Source organism: Bacillota bacterium (assembly GCA_013178415.1).
GTDB lineage: Bacteria > Bacillota > SHA-98 > Ch115 > Ch115 > Ch115.
On sequence record JABLXA010000011.1, the window covers coordinates 19,037 to 39,109 of the forward strand.

Genomic DNA, 20,073 nt, shown 5'->3' on the forward strand with positions numbered 1-20,073 from the left:
AGCATGCATGAAGGCCGCTCGCGCGGCCGGCGTAAACGCGCAGGCAGCTCGCAAGCTCGTTATAAATGAGCTGAATCGCAGTTTTGAGAAAGCGACCTCCGCGTCCGATATAGATTCTTTCGCGAGAAGCGAGGCTGAATTTCTAAGACAAGGACCGAATGCCTTTGACGCTCTTCCTGATCTCAGGGCCTACCTTGAATGGCGCAGGAGTCCCGTCTTGTCGCTTCTAGAAGAGGTGAGGGACGCAGTCTTACCAGACACGAAGGTGTTGTTCCTGAGTCTTTCATCCCCCGATGCGGGGTGGCTTTTCGGGGTGGACATCGAGGAGATCGGTAAACGATGCGAGGGCATGATCGTCTGCTGTTACGATTCTACCGCTGATATGGTGAGAACAAACATATCAGAAACCGCGGCTATTCTGAGCAAAAGCGGCAAAAGTGCGAAAACCACCCAAAGCGAGAATACAGAGCTCCATGCAGGCTTTAGGCTCTTCTATCCCGAGATCAGCTCCGCTCCAGAGCTAAAAAGCAGAGTTTCCGCGGCGCTAAAAGGTGGCGCAGATGGCCTTGTTTTCTATAACTATGGGCTCATACCCAAACCTCGCCTTGGGTGGATCAAAGAGAGCCTCAACTGAGAGCCTTTCGCGCAGCTGATCAAAGCCCGATATAGAGGGCTGGGGCTTGTAGGGGGCCAAGTCTGGTTATCTATGATAGATTTGGCCCTCCGCAAGCCGCGAACACATCCAACGTGGGAAAGCAGTATATGGATGCGATACCCCTAATCATGGGGCACAAGCTCAGGAAGATGCTGCTCGATCTGTGATAGCCTATAATTCATGTTCTGAAGCAGATCCGCTATAGGGTCGGGCAGGTCGCCGTGGTTTAGATCCACCCCGCCAACCCGTATTCCATCCCTTTTAACAATACGGCCCGGCACGCCTACAACGGTGCAGCCCGGAGGGACAGATTTGATGACAACTGCCCCGGCGCCTATCTTGCAGTTGTCTCCAATAGTAATGGAGCCTAGCACCTTCGCCCCGGCGCTGATCATGACATTGTTTCCTATTGTAGGGTGTCTCTTGCCCTTTTCCTTGCCAGTGCCTCCCAGAGTTACCCCCTGGTAAAGGGTGACATTATCTCCAATCTCTGCGGTCTCTCCTATAACGACACCCATGCCATGGTCAATGAAAAATCCCTTTCCAATCCGGGCTCCCGGGTGAATTTCTATGCCAGTGAGCCATCTAGCAAATTGGGAAAGTAGCCGGGCTAGAAGAAACATCCGCCTCATATACAGGAAATGGGCTATTCTGTGAATCCATAGGGCATGAAGCCCAGGGTAGCAAAGCAGCACCTCAAACACGCTCTTTGCTGCCGGGTCCCGATCCATGACAGCCCTGATATCTTGCCGGACCTGCTCTATAATTGGAATTTTCATCCATATCCCTCCCCTCACCTGCCTCTTTGAAAATAGCCAGTGATTACCATCTTCCCGTCTTAATAATGCCGGACAATGCCCGACTACCACGAAAATAGCCCGCCAACATTTGTGCCGCATTAGGGCCGCCTGAATGGCCAGACTATTTATTCTAGTCTCTTATACAGCCAAGAATCCTGCCCAACAAAAAGCCCAATGAAAAAGGCTCTTGCCCCCGATTCAGGGGCGAAGAGCCTTCGCGGTTCCACCCTGCTTGGTTACGTTGTCACATAACCATCTTACCAGGTACAAAGCCTTCCAGTCAGGCTACATGAGATGTGCGGCGCATTCACTGACCCAATTGCGGCCTATACCTTGACCCAATAACGCTGGTCTTGCGTCCATCGCTAATCAGGTGTACCTTTTCGCGACGGCAGCTCATGGATGCATTTCGCCCCGCAAACCTGAGGCCCTTCGCACCAAACGGGCCCTCTCTTGCAGGTCTAACAGGGGGTACTTCTTCCACTCATTGCTTTTATGACTGATTTAACAGTGCTATTATTAGTTTAGGGCAATTTCCCGCACACGTCAAACTGAAAATTGGTCCCGGAGACAGCGTGCCGTTCAAAACAAATGCTACCATTCCTGCTCAAAGAGTTTGCCAATGGATCCGCCGGAATGGATGCACCTGATAGCGCCAGCGAGGAGCCTGCCCACAGAAAGAACGGTCATGTTCTCTGTTTTCTTTTCTGCATCCACTGGAACCGTGTTTGTAACCACGACTTCCTTGACACCAGAGTCAATTATTCGCTTTCTTGCATCTTCAGTAAGAACCGCATGAGTGCAGGCGAAATAGATGTCCTTGGCCCCGTGGCTCCTGATGACTCCCACAGCCTCTAGGAGGGATCTTCCCGTGGTGATTTCATCATCAACCAAAAGGGCATTCCTGCCTTCCACTTCCCCTACCATATCGCTTGCCTTGGCAACATCTTCATTCCCCAAACGCCGCTTGTCAATTATAGCCATGGACGCTGAAAGAGACTCAGCATATTTCGTGGCAAGTTTCGCGCGCCCTGCGTCAGGCGCTACCACAACCAATGAGTCAATAGCCCGCTTTTTGAAATAGGAAGCGATGATAGGCTGGGCGGTAAGATGATCGACTGGTATACTAAAGAAGCCTTGTATCTGGCTGGCATGGAGATCAACTGTAACTACACGATTAGCTCCGGCCACAGTCAGGAGATCCGCGACTAGCCGCGCCGTTATGGGGACGCGAGGCTGATCTTTCTTGTCAGACCGGGAATATGGATAATAAGGTATGACTGCAGTGATCTTACCAGCCGAAGCCCTCTTTAAGGCGTCGATCATTATGAGTAATTCCATCAGACCGTCATTCACCGGTGAGCAAGAAGGCTGTATCACATAAACATCAGCCTCTCTCACACTCTCATTGATCTTCACGAAGATATTCTCATTAGCAAAGGTCATAATTTCAGCCTGTCCCAATGGAATGCTCAGAAACGAGCATACCTCACGGGCGAGATCGGGATGAGCCCGTCCCGTGAATACCTTCAAATCATACACGCCAAAAGCCCTCCCCATAGTTCCTGCTGTCTGTCAGCGCAAGGTTCCGCTATTCAATGCAAAAAACTGATACGCTCCCGCCAAGGAAGCTGCAATAGCCTTCCAGATAATAATGTATCGCTTCAATGGGGAGAAAGCAAGGCGCCAAAGCGTAACGTACTGAGCATTTGATATGAGGCGCCCTTATATTGAACAGAATAGCTGGCCATAGATCTGCATTGCCAGCAGCTGATATAGAAAAAGGAGACCTTACATTGCGGTAGTCTACGCCTCAGGCTGGGTCAGTCTTTGAACCCCACATTGATGAAAACCCCATAGACCTTGATTCCTTCGACCTCCTCGGTAAAATCAAGTGTATTGGCGGTCCGATCATGAACCTCTGTAAAAATCACTAGATAAGCCTCGCAGAGACCTTCACTGCGCGCGTATTGTGCCGTCTGGACCTTGGCCCTGGCTAACAATGTCTCATCCACATAGCTTTTTACCTCGACCACATAGCGTCGACCATTAAGCCAAATCCATATATCAACTCTGCCGTTCCCCGTGGGGAATTCGACGCTGCTATATCCCCCCAGTCGGTCAACGAAACTCGATAGATAAGCATCCAGGGAATAATGGTAGACAGCCTCATACCTGGTCCCGCCCCGTCGCTGTTTCGCGAAACTGAAGGCCTTGCTCCCCCTTCTGTTAACATACCGCTGGTAGCTCTTCAGCACCGCCATCAAATCTAGAGTCCCATCAGACCGCAGATAACTCCGGTAGTCCTCGCCGGGCAAAAGATAGTTTCTCTGCTCGAAGGCAAGATCAAGCTTTGGCTTGAAATAGGCATAGAGCTTCTTCTGATAGATCGGACAGGAAAATTTGACATATTTTCGCAAGGAATTCGGATCCTCTTCATATTCAATGATACCGTTCACCTGGAGGTGCTTTTGCCAGGGTTCATCCACCATATAAGGCACCTTGACCACAGTGTCGAAAAGGCGCAAAACCGAGGTTTCTTCTTCCTTGGCCTTGCTGATAATATTGCTCACGTTTTTTGAGATATAGGCGTTAATATAGTAGTCGAGCATACGGGTGAAGGCATCCATCCCAATCTCAACGGGCTCAACCTCGCCTTTCCGCAACCTATCTGGGTCGATGGGGTTAAAACGCTCCACGAGGAGCTGGCAAAGTTCATTTACCAGGCCAGGCTGGCCATTGGTTTCGGTATAGATTTTATCCTTTACAGCGGGTGAAAAAGTCTGGCGGGTCTCCTTCTCATACTGGCCTATAAGATCGAAAACTTCCGTTCGGGTAAAGGGTTCCAGCCTGATTTCATCAGCAATATTGAATGGAGAGGCATGTTCCAGATAGATCTCAGTGAGATTGCGCACTCCTATCAGGATCAGGGAATGCAGGTTATAGACTGTACCACGATCAGAATAGATCTCGCGGAACACATGCAAAATCTTGCCTACATAATCTCCTGTCAGCGAATCAAACTCGTCAATCGCTAATACCAGTCTTCTTCTCGTGATCTGCCGCATGATTTGGAAAAATCGCGGCAACTCCGCAATCCTCCAAGGCCCCTTTTCTGGCAAGTCAATCCCACACAGGGATAGCTTTGCATTCAATCGAAAGGCAAGGAGCTGGCAAAACTCTTCCTCCGTAACGTCGATCATGCCTTCAAAGGAGAGGACCAAAAAGAGGTACTCTTCCCCAAGTCTACGCCCGATTGCCTCAACAAATGTGGTCTTGCCAGTTTGTCGCGGCGCATACAACGTGAAATAGCGCCCTCGCTTCGTTATTCCGTCGCAGCCTTCGCCTTCGATTTGCTTCAGTGTCTGCTGCAGTAGTTCCTCGCGAGGCACATAATAATGCAAAGTGGGGTCACATGGGCCGGTGGTGTTAAACCTGCGCATTCTCCTACCTCCTCACCATGCCTGGGCAATTTTAATTCTAGCATACCTCATAGGAGCCATACAACGCCATCGCGCCAGAGCGCCAGAGGCCCCCAGCAGCACAATCTCCATGGGGATTGATAGCAGGAGGGAAATGGCCAAAAACGTCGAAGGTCATAATGTGGTGATCGCATGATATCTAACGCTGAACCTCTTGGGATGCATAATTCCATAACATGCGTGCCAGGCATCGAGGTTGGATGCGCTGAGGATCCCGTTGGCCTTACAGGATGCACCGTGATCTTGGCGAAGGAAGGCGCTGTTCCAGGCGTTGATGTTAGGGGATCTGCGCCTGGGACCAGGGAAACCGATCTTATGCGGCCGGCCAGGCTGGTTCAAAAGGTGCATGGAATAGTTCTTTCGGGAGGCAGCGCCTTTGGACTAGATGCAGCAAGCGGCGTTATGGCATTCCTGGAGGAACAAGGGATAGGGTTTGAGACAGGATTCGGGCGGGTCCCCATTGTCGGCGCTGCGGTGATATTCGACCTTGGAATGGGCAGCAGCAAGGTGCGACCAGATAAGGAAATGGGGTATCTTGCTTGTAAGGCGGCATCGTCCGGCTCCGTGCCCGAAGGCAATGCCGGAGCCGGGATGGGTGCCACGGTGGGGAAAGTCTATGGCCCTGTATTTTGCATGAAAGGCGGACAGGGGACGTATTGCGTTGAAATCGGGGATGGGATAAGAGTTGGGGCCCTTGCGGTGGTAAATGCCCTGGGTGATGTGGTGGACCCCGGCACAGGCAGGATCATCGCAGGAGCATATGACTTTGCGTCAGGTAGATTCCTTGATTGCTCGGCCGCGATGAGGAGGCTTGGGGTACAGGGCGCGACAAACGCGGACTTCGGCAGGTCGAATCTCGCAAAGTCGCCAGATCAGGTACCACCAGAATCTCCAGGCCCAATTTCCTCCACCACCCTGGTGGTTGTGGCGACAAATGCAAAGCTCACCAAAGAAGAAACCAATAAAGTCGCGGAAATGGCCCATGATGGTATTGCAAGATCGATTCGTCCGGTGCATACTATGTATGATGGAGATACTGTTTTTGCCCTGTCCACAGGAGATAAAGAAGCGGACGTGACCGCTATCGGATCTGTGGCGGCAGATGTAGTGAGCATGGCCATAGTGCGCGCTGTCATGAAGGCAACCCGTGTGGGTTCGGTGCTTGCGGCTGGTGATATCGTAGATAGGCGCGCATGAAAAACGTCCGGCACCCATTGGGGCTGGAACGGAGGTGTAAAATAGAATATGAGACTATCCATTCGGCAGATCGTAGTATCCGGTATTCTAGCGGCGCTCACCATCGTCATGGGAGCTACCGGCATCGGATTCATCCCGGTACCTACCCCCGCTGGCGCTGCAACTTTGATGCATCTCCCCGTGATTCTGGCTGGTATCCTCGAAGGGCCCCTGGTCGGCTCCCTAACTGGCTTGATCTTCGGCCTCTTCACTTTGCAATTCCTGGCCGATCCTCTCGTGGTCATCCCTGCCCGGCTTTTGATTGGGGTCGTAGCATATTATGTCTATATGCTGACCCGCAAGACATCCTGGGGGCTCGCACTGGCAGCGGCTGCAGGAAGCGCCACAAACACTATAGGGACGCTCTCCCTTTTTGCGCTGCGTGGCTATGCCCCGGTCGCTGGAGAGAAAGGCATACTCACCATAGCAATCGCCCATGGTATACCAGAAGCAATTGTGGCAGCAGTGGTGATCACGCCCATCGCGCTGGCAGTGTCAAAAAGCATGGCGAGAGGCTCACTGAAAAATGGGACTGTCGTAACTGGACAAAGATCCTGATGATCAAGGCTGGTAATGGCTCTGCTAGATTTCATCCCAGGAGCAGTTTCGCGCCGCCTGCGAGCAGCACGAGACCCAAGACCTTGATCCAGGTAAAGGGCATCTTGGCCAGTCCGAATAGCCCAAAATGATCGATTATCAAAGCCGTAAGTACCTGGCCCACTATTATGGAGGTGGTGGCGATCGCAACGCCTAGCCTGGGAATGCTGGTCACCACCCCATAGACGATCAATACCCCCAAAATGCCGCCGAGAAAGGTGTACCAGGGAGCATGAGGCGCCGCCTCAAGCTGCCCCTTTCCAAGCCTCAGGACAAAAAGGATGAATATAATGGTAGCGAGCCCGAATATGTGAACGATGAAGGTAGTCTCCCAGAGCCCTACCACTTTCCCAAGGCGCGAATTCAGCGATCCCTGCAAAGCCATGAGTATGCCCGCTATCAAGGCGATTACTAACGCCATAATCTTGGCAGACAAGATTCGCAAAAACCCCCTACAACCAAGATCAGAATTATTCTGACCAGCCGCTCAGGCTCCCATACAATGCTACACCTTGGTTGATTTCGGGATGCCTTACAATGTCTTTCAAGCTTTCCCCGGTGGGATTCTTAAGATCGGGAGTCAATTCTGACAGAGGAACCAAGACGAACCCTCGTTCCCACATTCGCGGATGAGGGATAGTCAGCTTCTCATCATTCAGAGTGAGAGAATCGTATAAGAGGATATCGAGGTCAATGACGCGCGGGCCCCAGCGAGTTCGCCTTTCGCGCCCCAGTCGCTGTTCTATATTGAGTAGACCGTCAAGGAGGTCAAACGGTCCAAGAGAAGTCTCAACTTCCGCCACCATATTCAGAAACTTTGGCTGGTCTTTGTAGCCCCATGGTTCAGTTTCATAGACACGTGATGTCCGTAAAATCCAGATACCAGAAAAGCTCCGGACGAGACTTAGTGCTCCTTCGAGATTTCGCTGCCTGTCCCCGAGATTAGAGCCAACGCCAATGTAGGCGATCACTGCTCAGGCCTCCTGGTGATCTCCACCTGAACATAACCGAGAAGTCCGCCAAGAGGAGCATGAGGTTTACGCACCCTGACCGTCACTTCGCGAACGGCATAGGCAGCCAGGATCTCCTGACAAATGGTCTCCGCCAGGGTTTCAATAAGGTTGAACTCCCTCTCCTCCACAATGTCCTTGACAAGGGTATAAACGTCCACATAGTTGACAGACAATTCCACATCATCCATTTGCGCAGCTTGAGAAAGATCCGTGACCATCTCCACATCCACTTCAAATCGTTGACCCAATTCTTTCTCCGCGCTAAAAGCCCCATGATATCCATAGAATACCATGTCCTTCAAGAGAATCTTATCTTCACCCATTTTGCTCCCCCTCTCGGACTATCGCGTCGGTCATGCGCACCATCCTCGCAGTTCTCTTTACATCGTGCACTCTTACTATATCTGCTCCACCGGCTATTGCCAGGGCGACCGTTGCCATAGTTCCATCATCGCGTTCCTCGATAGACTGCCCAACTATCCGGGCAATGAATGATTTTCGTGATGTGCCAACCAAAATGGGGTATCCAAGCGCTCGAAACTCCCGCAGTCGTCTCAGGATCTCCAAGTTATGCTCGGGGAGCTTTCCAAATCCAATACCAGGATCCAGTATGATCTTCTCGGGTTTGATTCCAGCCGAGATTGCACGTTCCACCGCATCCTCAAAAAAGGAGATAATATCTGACACTACATCATGATATTGGGGATTCCGTTGCATTGTTCCGGGTTCCCCCAACATATGCATGAGAATCATCGGCACCCCGAAATCCGCTGCCACGCGACCAAGATCCGGGTCAAACCTCAAAGCGCTGATATCATTGATTACGCTTGCCCCGGCCTCTATCGCCCTGCGAGCCACCTCCGCCTTATAAGTATCTACCGAAATGGGAATGTTTATCTCCCGGGAAAGCCGCTCTACAACGGGGATTACCCTCCTGAGTTCCTCATCGCAGGGCACTCGCTCTGACCCGGGACGAGTCGATTCGCCGCCGATGTCAATTATGTCGGCTCCCTCTGCCACAAGGGTTTTGGCATGCTCAACCGCAGCAAAGGGATCCATGTATTTTCCTCCATCAGAAAATGAATCAGGGGTCACATTTACGATGCCCATAACATAGGTCCGCGCGCCGGGCCGGAATACATGCTCATTCCATTTAACCTCAGGGAGATATCGGCTTTCGCATCGTCTCAGGGCTTCTTCTATCTTATCAGCAATCTCCCTGAGCCCGAAAGGTTGTCGTTTGAGGGTTGCAAGGGCTTCGTCAAACTGGCGCAAGGTTCCCAGAAGAAGAACATCCGCCGCTTCTACCGACAGGCTGGCTACACCTTCACTGGTCGCGGCCTCGCCCCCTTTTGCCAGCATCTCCTGTTTCAGGAGGATGGCAGCTTTTATGGGAACTTGCGAGAGCTTGACAGCCCGAAAGACAGCCTTAGGAGCCATTATCCGGATCCCTTCTGGAGAGACGGAAAGGCGCTCCATTTCCTCCCGGGCGCGTTTTATATTTGGAATATCTATAATCCTGACATTGACATTCATAGCAGATTCATTATATGCGAATCATGACCATATGGCAAGCATTGGTGATTTCTTCGGTCATCTCGATCAGAAGGCTGGCGATTCGTTTGGCCATTTCTATCCAAAGGGCCTGAACGATCAATGCGAAGAGCCGACGAATGCATGTCATATTATTCAAATATCGTATCTCAAGATGTCCAACAAAAAGTTTTTCGTATAAATTCGTCCACCACTTGATGAAATTCGTATTGCATGGTATACTGACCATTAATATACCGATACAAGTCCGGTCCGGTATCAGGAGGAGGATTTGAGGAATGCGCCTGAGGGGTGCAAGGGGAGCGATCGTCGTCAAAGAGAATTCATCTGAAGCCATCATAGAGGGCACGAAAGAGCTTCTGAACAAGATGATAAGCGAAAATCACATCGATATTGGAGATATAGGAGCCATAATCTTTTCATCGACCCCTGATCTCGACGCTGCCTTTCCTGCAGCCGGAGCGAGGGAGCTTGGTCTTTCTCTGGTGCCTCTTTTCTGCTGCAGCGAGATAGATGTCACAGGATCTCTCGATAGATGCATAAGGATTCTTATCCTTTTCAGCAGTGACAAGCGCCTTGATGAAATAAAACATGTCTATTTGGGAGAGGCAGAAAATCTCAGGCCCGATTTAGCTCAATATTCCAACGACCCGGAGCAACCTGATTGAACACGGTGGTGAATTCAAGTGATCATCATTATGAATCGTGACGCAACTCAAGAAGATATTAAGAGAGTGGAGGAGAGGATTAGTATGGCAGGACTTTCTCTTCACCTCTCTCAAGGTTCTGAGAGGACCATTATTGGCGTCGTGGGGGATGTCCGCCAGATCTTGCCTGACTCAATCAAAGCGCTCCCAGGCGTGGAAAGGGTTGTCCGTATTCTCCATCCATTCAAGCTGGCGAGCCGTGATTTCAAACCCGAGCCCACCATAGTCAAGCTTGACAATGGGGCAGAGATCGGGTCCAGGCAGCTGGTCGTGATGGCTGGTCCCTGCGCAGTTGAAGACGAAGACACATTGATGGAAGTAGCGATAAAGGTCAAGGCCGCAGGCGCGACCATCCTCAGGGGCGGCGCCTTCAAGCCCAGGACATCACCATATAATTTCAGAGGCCTTGGAGAGGAGGGTCTCAAGATGCTGGCCAGAGTGCGGGAAGGAACAGGGCTGCCTGTGATCACCGAAGTCCTGTCCCCGCAAGACGTGGATCTTGTCTCAAAGTATGCGGACATATTGCAGATAGGCGCAAGGAATATGCAAAACTTCAGTCTACTGCAGACTGTCGCGAAAGTACGAAAGCCGGTGCTGCTGAAACGAGGCCTCGCGAATTCCATCGAGGAATGGTTGATGTCTGCAGAATACATCCTCTCTGGCGGCAATGATCAGGTGATCCTGTGCGAAAGAGGAATTCGGACCTTTGAGACTTACACCCGCAACACGCTTGACCTTAGTGCAGTCCCGCTGGTGAAAAAGCTGAGCCATCTTCCTATATTGGTCGACCCCAGCCATGGGACTGGATCACGCGATCTTGTCATTCCCATGAGCAGGGCCGCTGTGGCCGCCGGGGCTGATGGCTTACTGGTGGAAGTTCACCCTTATCCTGAGAAAGCCCTGTCTGATGGACCGCAATCCCTCAAGCCCGAGGGCTTCGAGCAGCTGATGAATGAAATCAAACCTGTGGCGCAAGCGGTAGGAAGGATCGCTTGATAGGAGGTGACGCTTGAGCAAATGGGAGAGGAATCCCCGCGCAGGCTCACAGTGACCATCGTTGGCATGGGTCTCATGGGCGGTTCCCTTGGGATGGCCCTCTATGAAAATGAGCCTAAATATGAAATCATCGGTGTCGACAGAAATAAAGACACTCTTGCAAGGGCGATAGAAAAGCATGCCGCTCACAGAACAGTCGCAGATATTTCGGAGGCCGCCCCTTTCACCGATATCCTTGTGCTGGCGACGCCGATCCGTGAAATGCCGCACCTCGCTCAAGAGGCAGCGCCACATATGCGCCCGGGCAGCATTGTGACAGACCTGGGTAGCACAAAGGCCTACCTGGCAAAGGAAATGCCTGCAAGGCTTCCCGGGAGCATCACATACATAGGTGGCCATCCGATGGCCGGCTCTGAGAAAAGCGGGATAGAGGCAGCCCGGAAGGATCTTCTTAAAGGCGCGACTTACGTGCTCTGCCCGCCTGATGGCATCCAGGAAGATTCCAGAGAACTCTTGACCCTGCGCCAGATGGTGAGGGTGGCTGGCGCAAGAGAGATTTTCATGGAACCAGAACAGCATGATATATATGTGGCGATCGTCAGTCACCTCCCGTATCTATGCTCCGTCGCCCTGGCAGGGCTAGCGCTCAAAAAGTCCCAGGATTTCCCGAGTTTATCGCGGCTTATGGCAGGGGGTTTCAGGGATTCCACCAGGACCGCCAGTCGAGATCCTCTGGTGGGGGCTGACATATGCCTCACAAATCCCGAGGCGCTTGAAAACATGGCATCTGAATTCAACTCTATCATAGAGGAGATCATGTCCATGGTGAGAAAACAGGATATAGAGGGCCTGAGACAAAAGCTGAGGGAAATAAAGTTATTTCGTGATTCTCTGAAGTTCCCGCCCAGTTCTAATTGAGCTACGGTCTCGTGGAGCCGAAATCTTAGTATGTAGATCCTGATCGGAGGGGAGAGTTTTTCTTTGAACCGCCAAGTATCATCTTGTGGCCCGCTCAAGGGGGAAATCAGGGTTCCCGGGGACAAGTCAATATCTCATCGCGCAGCCATATTAGGCTCAATAGCCCATGGTATCACTATAATTCATGGTTATGCCAGCGGCATAGACTGCCAGAGCACTCTTCAATGCCTCAGAGATCTAGGAGTGGAGGTCAAACATATCAAAGAAGAAGCTGAGTCCATGAGCCAGCACATGATTCTGATCCATGGCAAGGGCCCATCCGGCCTTCAAGAGCCGCAAGATGTGCTGGACGCAGGCAATTCCGGGACCACAATCAGGCTTATGGCGGGAGTCCTGGCCTCTTCGGATTTCTTTTCCGTGATAACTGGTGATGCATCTCTCAGGCGGCGTCCTATGGCTAGAGTCATCGAACCTCTCAGAGAAATGGGCGCGACCATATTTGGACGGGGCGGCTCAAAATATGCTCCCCTGGCCATCAAGGGAGCGGCTCTCCGTCCTATCACATGGAACGCCCCTGTCGCCAGCGCGCAGCTCAAATCATGCATCCTGCTTGCGGGATTGCTCGGCGGTGGAGCCACAGTGGTGGAGCCGGCAATCTCGAGGGATCATACAGAGAGAATGCTGAGGTTCTTCGGCATCCAGGTGCACGAAAGCTTTGGTGGTGGCGAGCATACGGTGAGCGTGGATGGAAATAAGGAATTCAGCGGCAAAGAGATCTTCATACCTGGCGATATCTCTTCGGCAGCTTTTCTATTAGCAGCCGCTGCGCTGGTTCCCGGATCGTCTATAGTCGTGCGTGACGTGGGGATCAACCCAACGCGCGCTGGTTTCCTCGACTGCCTGAGATCCATGGGCAATGAAGCCAAATATCTCGATGAACGTTCTGATGGGCCAGAGCCAGTGGCGGATATCGCCGTATCCTACGGACAGCTAAAAGGCATTACAATTGAAGGCCCTGCAATACCGGGTGTGATAGATGAGATACCTATTCTTGCCGTGATGGCGACTCAGGCCGAAGGGGAAACCATCATCCGGGGGGCAGGCGAGTTAAGGGCAAAGGAAAGTGACAGGATTGCAGCTCTTGCCTCTGAGCTTACGAAAATCGGAGGGAGGGTCCGGGAGCTTCCGGATGGAATAGTGATCTCGGGCAAGACGCCAATAAGGGGCGGCGTCACTTGCTCGAGCCATGGCGATCACCGAGTTGCCATGGCCTTGGCGATAGCAGGCCTGATTTCATCTGAACCAATTGTCATAGAGGGAGCTGAATGCGTTGATATCTCATTCCCAGGATTTTGGGAGACCCTTGATGCCCTTACGGGGAATTGATAGCAGTACAAAACTAGTATGTCTTTTGGGATACCCTGTCGCGCATAGCCTCTCGCCAGCCATGCATAATGCAGCATTCAGGCATCTCGGGCTCAATATCTGCTACATGTCTTTTCAGGTGCAAAAGGAAAGATTGGCGGACGCAATGGCCGGTATCCGCGGACTGGGGATGGTCGGCGCTAACGTCACCGTGCCCCACAAGGTGGAAGCATTGGGCCTGATGGATTCACTTTCCCCTGACGCTCAAAGGATCGGCGCCGTGAATACCATCATAAACCAGGACGGGCGGCTGATAGGGCATAATACGGATGGCTACGGCTTGCTAAGAGCGCTTGAGGACGCGGGATATGAGCCCGAGGGCGAAGAAGTGGTCATCGCCGGGGCTGGGGGCGCTGCAAGAGCTTGCGCGCTGACCCTTGCAGGGGCCGGAGCGGCACGAATATTGATAGTGAACAGGACCCTGAACAAGGCAGAGGACCTGGCTGAACAGGTGAGAAGGGCTGAGGTCCAGTTAGGCACGCCGCAGCAGACTGAAAAAGTAGTAAATCATGCGACCGTGTGCAAGGCGTTTCCGCTGGCGAAACTGAAGGACCTTATGAAAGACGCGGGCCTTCTCATAAATGCCACGTCTGTAGGCCTCAAATCTGCGGGAGACTGTATCGTAGATGATCCTGGGGCTATTCGCAAGGATATGGTAGTTTGCGATCTTGTCTATAGGCGCGGAATGCCAAAAGGCAAGACACGGCTTATTGAGATAGCTGAGATGGCTGGCGCCAGGACGGTCCTGGGCCTTTCAATCCTTCTCTATCAAGGGGTTAAAGCTTTTGAGTTGTGGATGAACCAGGAGGCTCCCGTGCAAGTCATGCGCAGGGCGCTTGAGATCTCAGTGGAAAGGTAGGAACGCAGGTGGGTAGATTCAGGTTTTATACTGCAGGTGAATCCCATGGGAAGGGGCTCATCGCCCTCATGGAAGGGATCCCTGCGGGCCTCAGAGTCTCCAACGATGGGATAGATCTCCAACTTGCCAGGAGACAGGCGGGTTACGGTCGCGGGGACAGGATGAAAATCGAACATGATCGCGTTGAGATAATATCTGGAATCAGGCATGGAATCACGCTAGGAAGCCCTATTTCCTTATTGATCTGGAATAAGGATTGGGAAAACTGGAAGCAGGTGATGTCGCACGACCCGGCGGATGCGGGGAAATCCATCCCTGTTACGGTTCCAAGGCCAGGGCACGCGGATCTCGCAGGCATTCTGAAGTACGACCATCATGACATACGGAATGTTCTTGAAAGGGCTTCCGCCCGAGAGACTGCAGCCAGGGTTGCTGCCGGAGCCATCGCCAGAATACTTTTGGCGGAGTTCGGCATCCAGATAGAAAGCCGCGTGCTGGATATTGGCGGAATCAGTGCAAAGGCTGAGCAGCAGATCATCGCCGCCATCGATAGGGCTAAGGAAACAGGTGACACTCTTGGAGGAACTTTTGAGGTCATAGCCACTGGAGTTCCCGTAGGCCTCGGATCATATATCCAATGGGATCAGAGACTGGACGGCAGGATTGCTCAGGCGGTCATGAGCATTCCCGGGGTGAAAGGTGTAGAGATCGGGCTTGGGTTTCAAGCCTCCAGGTACCCTGGATCACAAGTGCATGATGAGATTTACTTTGATGGCAGGTTTTATCGAAAGACAAACCATGCAGGAGGCCTCGAGGGTGGTGTAACCAATGGTGAGCCTGTAGTGGTCCGCGCGGCTATGAAACCCATTCCGACCCTCAGAAACCCCCTGAATTCGGTGGATATCGCTTCCGGGGTGCCATCCCCGGCGCATAGCGAGCGTTCGGATGTATGCGCAGTGCAAGCATGCTCCATTGTAGCGGAAGCCATGGTGGCGCTTTCTTTATGTGAAGCCTTCATTGACAAATTCGGCGGGGACAGCCTCGAGGAGATGCGCCGAAATTTCGCTGGATACTTGAAAGGGATAGAGGAGTATATGACAACCCCAGCGACAGGTGGGGATGCAGGATGTTGAACATAGCGATAGCTGGTCCCATGGCTTCTGGTAAGACTACCGTGGGGAAGAAACTAGCGCAGAAACTCAGGCGCCCCTTCGTGGATGTTGACCAGTTCATTGAAGATTCCACCGGGGAAAAGGTGAGTGAGATATTCGCCAAATATGGGGAGTCTTACTTTCGCAAACTCGAAGAGGAGGCCATCGAAAGACTCGCGGAACTGCGCGGTATTGTGATCGCCCTGGGCGGGGGCGCTGTTATAAGTTCAAAAAATCGGGAAATCCTGGATTCATCAGGAATCGTCGTAATGCTTTCAGCCTCCCCGGAAGAAATCCTCAGACGAGTTGGGGAAGATTCTACCAGACCCCTCCTTGCTGGCGATGGGAAACTCGAGAGGATCACGGCTTTACTCAAGGAAAGAGAAGATTACTATAAATCTGGCGATCTTTATCTGGACACTACGCAGCTGTCGCCCGATCAAGCGGTGGATAAGATCTGCGCCTTCCTTGGCAAATTCAACATGCCCGATAATCACTCAGTTGAACAGATTGTGGAGGTCGAAGTTTCGCCGCCATATTCTATCCATATTGGGGCCGGAATATTGGCCAAAACTGGCCGTATCGTATCAGCCCTTGCTCCCGGGTCAAGGGCCATCATAATAACCAACCCTCTGCTGTCGCAGCTTTATGGATATCGCCTGGAGAAAATCCTTTCAAGGCATGGTGTCAGCGCCTTTCAATATAAGATTGGCGATGGAGAGCAATTCAAAGAAATGGACCAGGTCATGTCTGTCTATGATTTCATGGCTTCTCATGGGGTGGGCCGCGACACCATTTTGATCGCCCTCGGAGGCGGGGTGGTGGGGGATCTGGCAGGGTTTGTGGCAGCCACCTATATGCGCGGCATAAGATTCATCCAGGTGCCAACCACTCTCCTTGCCCAGGTCGATAGCAGCGTAGGGGGGAAGGTTGCGGTAAATCATCCGAGAGCGAAGAATTTGATAGGCGCATTCTACCAGCCTACGGTAGTCATCGCAGACGTGGGCACTCTTCTCTCCTTGTCTGAACGCGAGTACCGGGAAGGCCTGGCTGAGGTAGTGAAGTATGGAGTAATTTGGGATTCACATTTCTTCACCTACCTGGAAAAAAATATAGAAGCCATTCTACGCCGGGATACAGATCTCCTCACGGATCTTGTATATCGTTGCTGCAGTATCAAGGCAGAGGTCGTAAGCCAGGACGAACGGGACCATGGCATCAGGGCCTATCTCAATTTCGGCCATACGATCGGGCATGCCATCGAGGCTCTGGCAGGGTATGGAACGCTCAGGCATGGCGAGGCGATAAGCCTTGGCATGATGGCTGCCATGAGGCTCGCCATAAGGCTTGGCCTTGCGCCAGCAGCGGATCTTACAAAGCTCGAAAGACTGCTGGGGGGATTTGGGCTTCCTATTGAGATAAGGGAACATCTTGGTCAGGTTCGAGACCAGACGGCCATGGCGGAAAAGAGATCGCAGGTGATCCAAGAGCTTATGGATCATATGGCCCTCGACAAAAAGGCAAAGGGCGGCAAACTGAGGTTTATCCTGCCCAGACGAATCGGTGAAGTCACGGAGATGGAAATATCAGATGTTGTTATCCGGTCTCTTCTGGAGGAGATGCTATGCTGAATATACTGGTGATCCACGGGCCGAATCTAAATCTCCTGGGGCAGCGAGAACCAGGAATATATGGAAGAGCATCCCTGAATGAGATAAATCAGCGAATGCTGGACTATGCGCAAGGTAAGGGCATTACCCTCAAGATCATCCAATCAAATCATGAAGGCGAGATAATCGATGCAATACAACAAGCTGCTGGGTGGGCGACAGGGATCGTCATAAACCCGGGAGCGTATACCCATTACAGTTATGCTATAAGAGACGCCTTAGCAGCTGTGAAAATACCGGCCATCGAGGTCCACCTGTCCAACATTCACGCGAGGGAAGAATTCCGGCACACCTCGGTCACGGCGCCTGTGACAAAGGGCCAGATAATCGGCCTGGGCCCGATGGGATATATTCTGGCCCTGGAATTTCTGGCGTCAGATGGGGGTGACGTGGAATGATACATGAGTACCATGAAAGTAAAGAGAATGACTTATCCATTGGATACCTCGGCCCGCCCGGCAGTTTTTGTGAGGAAGCTACAATACGCCTGGTTCGATCTGGCGTAGTCTCCGGCCTGTCGGCTTCGTCTCTCATCCCGGGCCGGACCATAAGGGAATTGATCACTTCCGTGGAGAATGGTTCGCTCCCGGCGGCAGTAGTCCCAATAGAAAACTCCATCGAGGGCTCAGTATCAGAGACTCTGGACTTGCTAGTGCGTTCTGAAGACCTCTTCATTCAATGTGAGATCACGATACCGGTGAGCCACAACCTCCTGATTTGGGAATCTAACAGATCAAGGCCCGTCGAGGAGATTCTTTCCCATCCGCAGGCCCTTGCCCAATGTAGAAACTACATACTCGGACGCTTTCCAGGTGTCCGCGAAAGAGCAACCACCAGCACAGCCGAGGCTGCACGCGAGGTCTCATCTCGAAAGGACTCAGGACCGGTAGCCGCGGCTATAGGGACGCTAAGAGCCGCGGAACTATATGGCCTCTCGGTCATAGATACTGACATCCAAGATGTCCAGGAGAATGAAACACGTTTCGTCCTGCTGGCGAAGTCCGCAAACACCCGGAGCACCGGCCGCGACAAGACTTCTATCGCTTTTTCCACGATGCGCGATCGACCGGGAGCTCTCTATTCCATACTGGAGGAATTCGCTAAACGATCTCTCAATCTTACCAAGATTGAATCACGCCCCACAAAGCGAATGCTTGGAGAATACATCTTCTTTGTCGATTGCCAGGGACATAAGGATGATGCCGATGTAGCAGACGCCATCATGGGGCTCAGACCCAAGACTTCCTACTTGAAAATCCTTGGGTCTTATCCAGAATGGTCAAAGTCCAAATCACTTGGACAATGAATCTATCAGGTTCGCTCAGAGGGCGATCTACGCTGTTCGCAGCATCTTTTTCTTGCCGGTGAGCCCTACTATCCGCGCGACAGTGAGCGAGATGAGCGAGTCAGCTATATGATGTAAAAATGTCCCGACAAAGACTACTGACCCGGCCTTGACCAGCGTAAAGCCAAAAGGCAGGACAATCAGGGCCTCGAGGCCTGCATGAATAGGAGCTGTTACAGCAAGTGCTTCGGCAAATGTCCTTCCCCTGCGTATCATCATGGCCCCCACGAGTCCAAAGATCGCGTGCATTGCAGCGCGGGCCGCGATGACAGGGCCAAGCTTGAGCAAGAACCCAAAGGCCGAACCAAGTCCGACCATTATGGCTACCCATGGGCCAAGCAGCATCGAGATCATCACTGGAACATGCGATGCAAGTGTCGCGGTAAATGGCGGAATGGGAACTGTCAACAATCCTCCAAAGTATACCGGGATCATAAAGGAAAGCGCGGCGAGCAAAGCCCCCCATATCAGCTCGCGAGATTTCATGATTATCAATCCTTTCATGGCAAAATGCGCATCTCACTGGCGACCGCCGGCACTACAGGGGTGGCCTAAAGGGGTTCCAGAGATGCTAAGCTGATGATAACCATTAAAATCTGTCTTGTCAAGTGTCTTGACATATATTTTCACACTAACTGATCAGGGGGAACATCACCGCAATCCCGGTTTAGACGGAAATCTTGCTCAGACGGTTTTCTAGCACCTGCTCAGGCATGAAATTATTCAGCCTGAGGAAATAAACAGCCGCGTCAAGGAGGGCTTCTTGTGGGATAAGCCCTACGATCTCACTCCCCACTATTTGCACGCCATACCTTTCGCATTCAGCCTTAATGAGGTTGAAGACCAGATGTATCGGAGTTTTTCTAAAATCGGTGAGATTCATTGAGACCTGCACAATGCCTCTGCTCTCTAATTTGATGCCAAGGGCTTTCACGTTCACGAGCCCGCCGCTGGAACCCCTCACGGCCCTGGCGATCCTCTTGGCTATGGCCAGGTCATCAGTCCCCAGGTTGACATTGAATGCAACCAGGTAATCTCGAGCCCCTATGGCAACTGCTCCAGCGGTGGGATGCATCTCGGGCGCGCCAAAATCCGGGCGCCTTTCAGGACTCTGTATCTCCCGGCTAAGACCTTCAAAACCACCCTTCCTGATATCCGCGAGGTTCCTGCGCGCCGGGTTGAGAGCCGCCCGTTCATAGAGATAGACTGGGATCCTCAATTCATTTGCCACCATTTGGCCCAATTCCCTGGCAAGCTCGACGCACTCGTCCATTGTAGCCTCTGAGATTGGCACAAATGGCACCACATCGGCGGCCCCAATGCGCGGATGCTGGCCGCGATGCTTATTCATATCGATCAATTCTGCCGCCTTGGCCACCCCAAGAAACGCGGCTTCCTTCACGGCCTCCGGCTTTCCCACGAAAGTAACCACTGAGCGATTATGGTCGTAATCCATGGAATAATCCAGAACCCGCACGCCATCTACGCTTCCTATGGCGGCCACAATCGCCCGGACGACATCCTCCCGCCTACCCTCACTGAAGTTTGGAACACATTCTACTAGCTTCATTTATCTCAACCCCTATGATATAGAACCACGAAGATCTACTACGCTTTCGGAATTAGATGGTTGATGATGTCATACGCGACCACCATGGTCATCAA

At 52.2% G+C, this 20,073-nt stretch carries 21 protein-coding genes and 1 other annotated feature; of the genes, 12 read left to right on the forward strand and 9 right to left on the reverse strand.

Annotated elements, in window-relative coordinates:
- Nucleotides 1–7 precede the first annotated feature (7 nt).
- The gene (locus HPY52_10015; protein NPV80592.1) at nt 8–634 is read left to right on the forward strand and encodes a hypothetical protein; all 627 of its coding nucleotides are present in this window, start codon (nt 8–10) and stop codon (nt 632–634) included.
- A 143-nt stretch (nt 635–777) separates the two neighbouring features.
- Here the strand turns inward: HPY52_10015 and cysE are convergent, their stop codons facing one another.
- The 3 genes from cysE to HPY52_10030 form a co-directional block, all read right to left on the reverse strand.
- Nucleotides 778–1,422, reverse strand: a complete 645-nt coding sequence (gene cysE / locus HPY52_10020) for a serine O-acetyltransferase (GenBank protein ID NPV80593.1) — start codon at nt 1,420–1,422, stop codon at nt 778–780.
- Nucleotides 1,423–1,652: 230 nt separating this feature from the next.
- Nucleotides 1,653–1,952, reverse strand: a binding site (T-box leader).
- A 97-nt stretch (nt 1,953–2,049) separates the two neighbouring features.
- Nucleotides 2,050–3,015, reverse strand: coding sequence for a ribose-phosphate pyrophosphokinase (locus tag HPY52_10025; GenBank protein ID NPV80594.1), 966 nt, complete (start codon nt 3,013–3,015; stop codon nt 2,050–2,052).
- Between the two features lie 263 nt (nt 3,016–3,278).
- Nucleotides 3,279–4,898: an ATP-binding protein gene (locus tag HPY52_10030; protein ID NPV80595.1), complete on the reverse strand. Its 1,620-nt coding sequence runs from the start codon at nt 4,896–4,898 to the stop codon at nt 3,279–3,281.
- A gap of 198 nt (nt 4,899–5,096) precedes the next feature.
- On the opposite strand from HPY52_10030, the gene HPY52_10035 reads away from it, so the two are divergent.
- Together HPY52_10035 and HPY52_10040 are read left to right on the forward strand one after the other, a co-directional pair.
- The gene (locus HPY52_10035) at nt 5,097–6,134 is read left to right on the forward strand and encodes a P1 family peptidase (protein ID NPV80596.1); all 1,038 of its coding nucleotides are present in this window, start codon (nt 5,097–5,099) and stop codon (nt 6,132–6,134) included.
- A 48-nt stretch (nt 6,135–6,182) separates the two neighbouring features.
- Nucleotides 6,183–6,731, forward strand: coding sequence for an ECF transporter S component (locus HPY52_10040; GenBank protein NPV80597.1), 549 nt, complete (start codon nt 6,183–6,185; stop codon nt 6,729–6,731).
- Nucleotides 6,732–6,762: 31 nt separating this feature from the next.
- On the opposite strand, the gene HPY52_10045 is transcribed toward HPY52_10040, so the two are convergent.
- Genes HPY52_10045 through folP form a run of 4 tightly spaced genes read right to left on the reverse strand, consistent with a single transcriptional unit; the run spans nt 6,763 to nt 9,319 of the window.
- The gene (locus HPY52_10045; GenBank protein NPV80598.1) at nt 6,763–7,206 is read right to left on the reverse strand and encodes a DMT family transporter; all 444 of its coding nucleotides are present in this window, start codon (nt 7,204–7,206) and stop codon (nt 6,763–6,765) included.
- Between the two features lie 34 nt (nt 7,207–7,240).
- Entirely contained in the window at nt 7,241–7,741 is a 501-nt protein-coding gene (folK, locus tag HPY52_10050; GenBank protein ID NPV80599.1) for a 2-amino-4-hydroxy-6-hydroxymethyldihydropteridine diphosphokinase, read from the reverse strand.
- Nucleotides 7,738–8,106, reverse strand: coding sequence for a dihydroneopterin aldolase (folB, locus tag HPY52_10055; GenBank protein ID NPV80600.1), 369 nt, complete (start codon nt 8,104–8,106; stop codon nt 7,738–7,740). The genes folK and folB overlap by 4 nt, the downstream gene beginning before the upstream one ends.
- Nucleotides 8,099–9,319 carry a dihydropteroate synthase gene (gene folP, locus HPY52_10060; GenBank protein NPV80601.1) on the reverse strand — a complete coding sequence of 407 codons (1,221 nt, stop codon included), beginning with the start codon at nt 9,317–9,319 and terminating at the stop codon, nt 8,099–8,101. The genes folB and folP overlap by 8 nt, the downstream gene beginning before the upstream one ends.
- Nucleotides 9,320–9,615: 296 nt before the next feature.
- On the opposite strand from folP, the gene aroH reads away from it, so the two are divergent.
- The 9 genes from aroH to pheA all read left to right on the forward strand — a co-directional run bounded on the left by aroH (nt 9,616) and on the right by pheA (nt 18,369).
- A complete protein-coding gene (aroH, locus tag HPY52_10065; protein NPV80602.1) occupies nt 9,616–10,005 on the forward strand; it encodes a chorismate mutase in 390 nt (129 codons plus the stop codon).
- An 18-nt stretch (nt 10,006–10,023) separates the two neighbouring features.
- On the forward strand, nt 10,024–11,040 hold the full coding sequence (gene aroF, locus HPY52_10070) for a 3-deoxy-7-phosphoheptulonate synthase (GenBank protein NPV80603.1): 1,017 nt from the start codon (nt 10,024–10,026) through the stop codon (nt 11,038–11,040).
- A 21-nt stretch (nt 11,041–11,061) separates the two neighbouring features.
- Nucleotides 11,062–11,958, forward strand: coding sequence for a prephenate dehydrogenase (locus tag HPY52_10075; GenBank protein ID NPV80604.1), 897 nt, complete (start codon nt 11,062–11,064; stop codon nt 11,956–11,958).
- Between the two features lie 63 nt (nt 11,959–12,021).
- Nucleotides 12,022–13,344, forward strand: a complete 1,323-nt coding sequence (gene aroA / locus HPY52_10080; protein ID NPV80605.1) for a 3-phosphoshikimate 1-carboxyvinyltransferase — start codon at nt 12,022–12,024, stop codon at nt 13,342–13,344.
- Entirely contained in the window at nt 13,325–14,242 is a 918-nt protein-coding gene (locus HPY52_10085; GenBank protein ID NPV80606.1) for a shikimate dehydrogenase, read from the forward strand. Before aroA ends, HPY52_10085 begins: the two co-directional genes overlap by 20 nt.
- An 8-nt stretch (nt 14,243–14,250) precedes the next feature.
- A complete protein-coding gene (locus HPY52_10090) occupies nt 14,251–15,375 on the forward strand; it encodes a chorismate synthase (GenBank protein ID NPV80607.1) in 1,125 nt (374 codons plus the stop codon).
- Nucleotides 15,369–17,024, forward strand: coding sequence for a 3-dehydroquinate synthase (gene aroB, locus HPY52_10095; GenBank protein ID NPV80608.1), 1,656 nt, complete (start codon nt 15,369–15,371; stop codon nt 17,022–17,024). The genes HPY52_10090 and aroB overlap by 7 nt, the downstream gene beginning before the upstream one ends.
- The gene (aroQ, locus tag HPY52_10100; protein NPV80609.1) at nt 17,018–17,461 is read left to right on the forward strand and encodes a type II 3-dehydroquinate dehydratase; all 444 of its coding nucleotides are present in this window, start codon (nt 17,018–17,020) and stop codon (nt 17,459–17,461) included. The genes aroB and aroQ overlap by 7 nt, the downstream gene beginning before the upstream one ends.
- On the forward strand, nt 17,458–18,369 hold the full coding sequence (gene pheA, locus HPY52_10105) for a prephenate dehydratase (GenBank protein ID NPV80610.1): 912 nt from the start codon (nt 17,458–17,460) through the stop codon (nt 18,367–18,369). The genes aroQ and pheA overlap by 4 nt, the downstream gene beginning before the upstream one ends.
- 27 nt (nt 18,370–18,396) lie before the next feature.
- Here pheA and HPY52_10110 read toward each other — a convergent pair whose 3' ends face one another.
- Both HPY52_10110 and ftcD read right to left on the reverse strand, forming a co-directional pair.
- Nucleotides 18,397–18,894, reverse strand: a complete 498-nt coding sequence (locus HPY52_10110) for an ECF transporter S component (GenBank protein ID NPV80611.1) — start codon at nt 18,892–18,894, stop codon at nt 18,397–18,399.
- Between the two features lie 181 nt (nt 18,895–19,075).
- Entirely contained in the window at nt 19,076–19,978 is a 903-nt protein-coding gene (gene ftcD / locus HPY52_10115; GenBank protein NPV80612.1) for a glutamate formimidoyltransferase, read from the reverse strand.
- Nucleotides 19,979–20,073 lie beyond the last annotated feature (95 nt).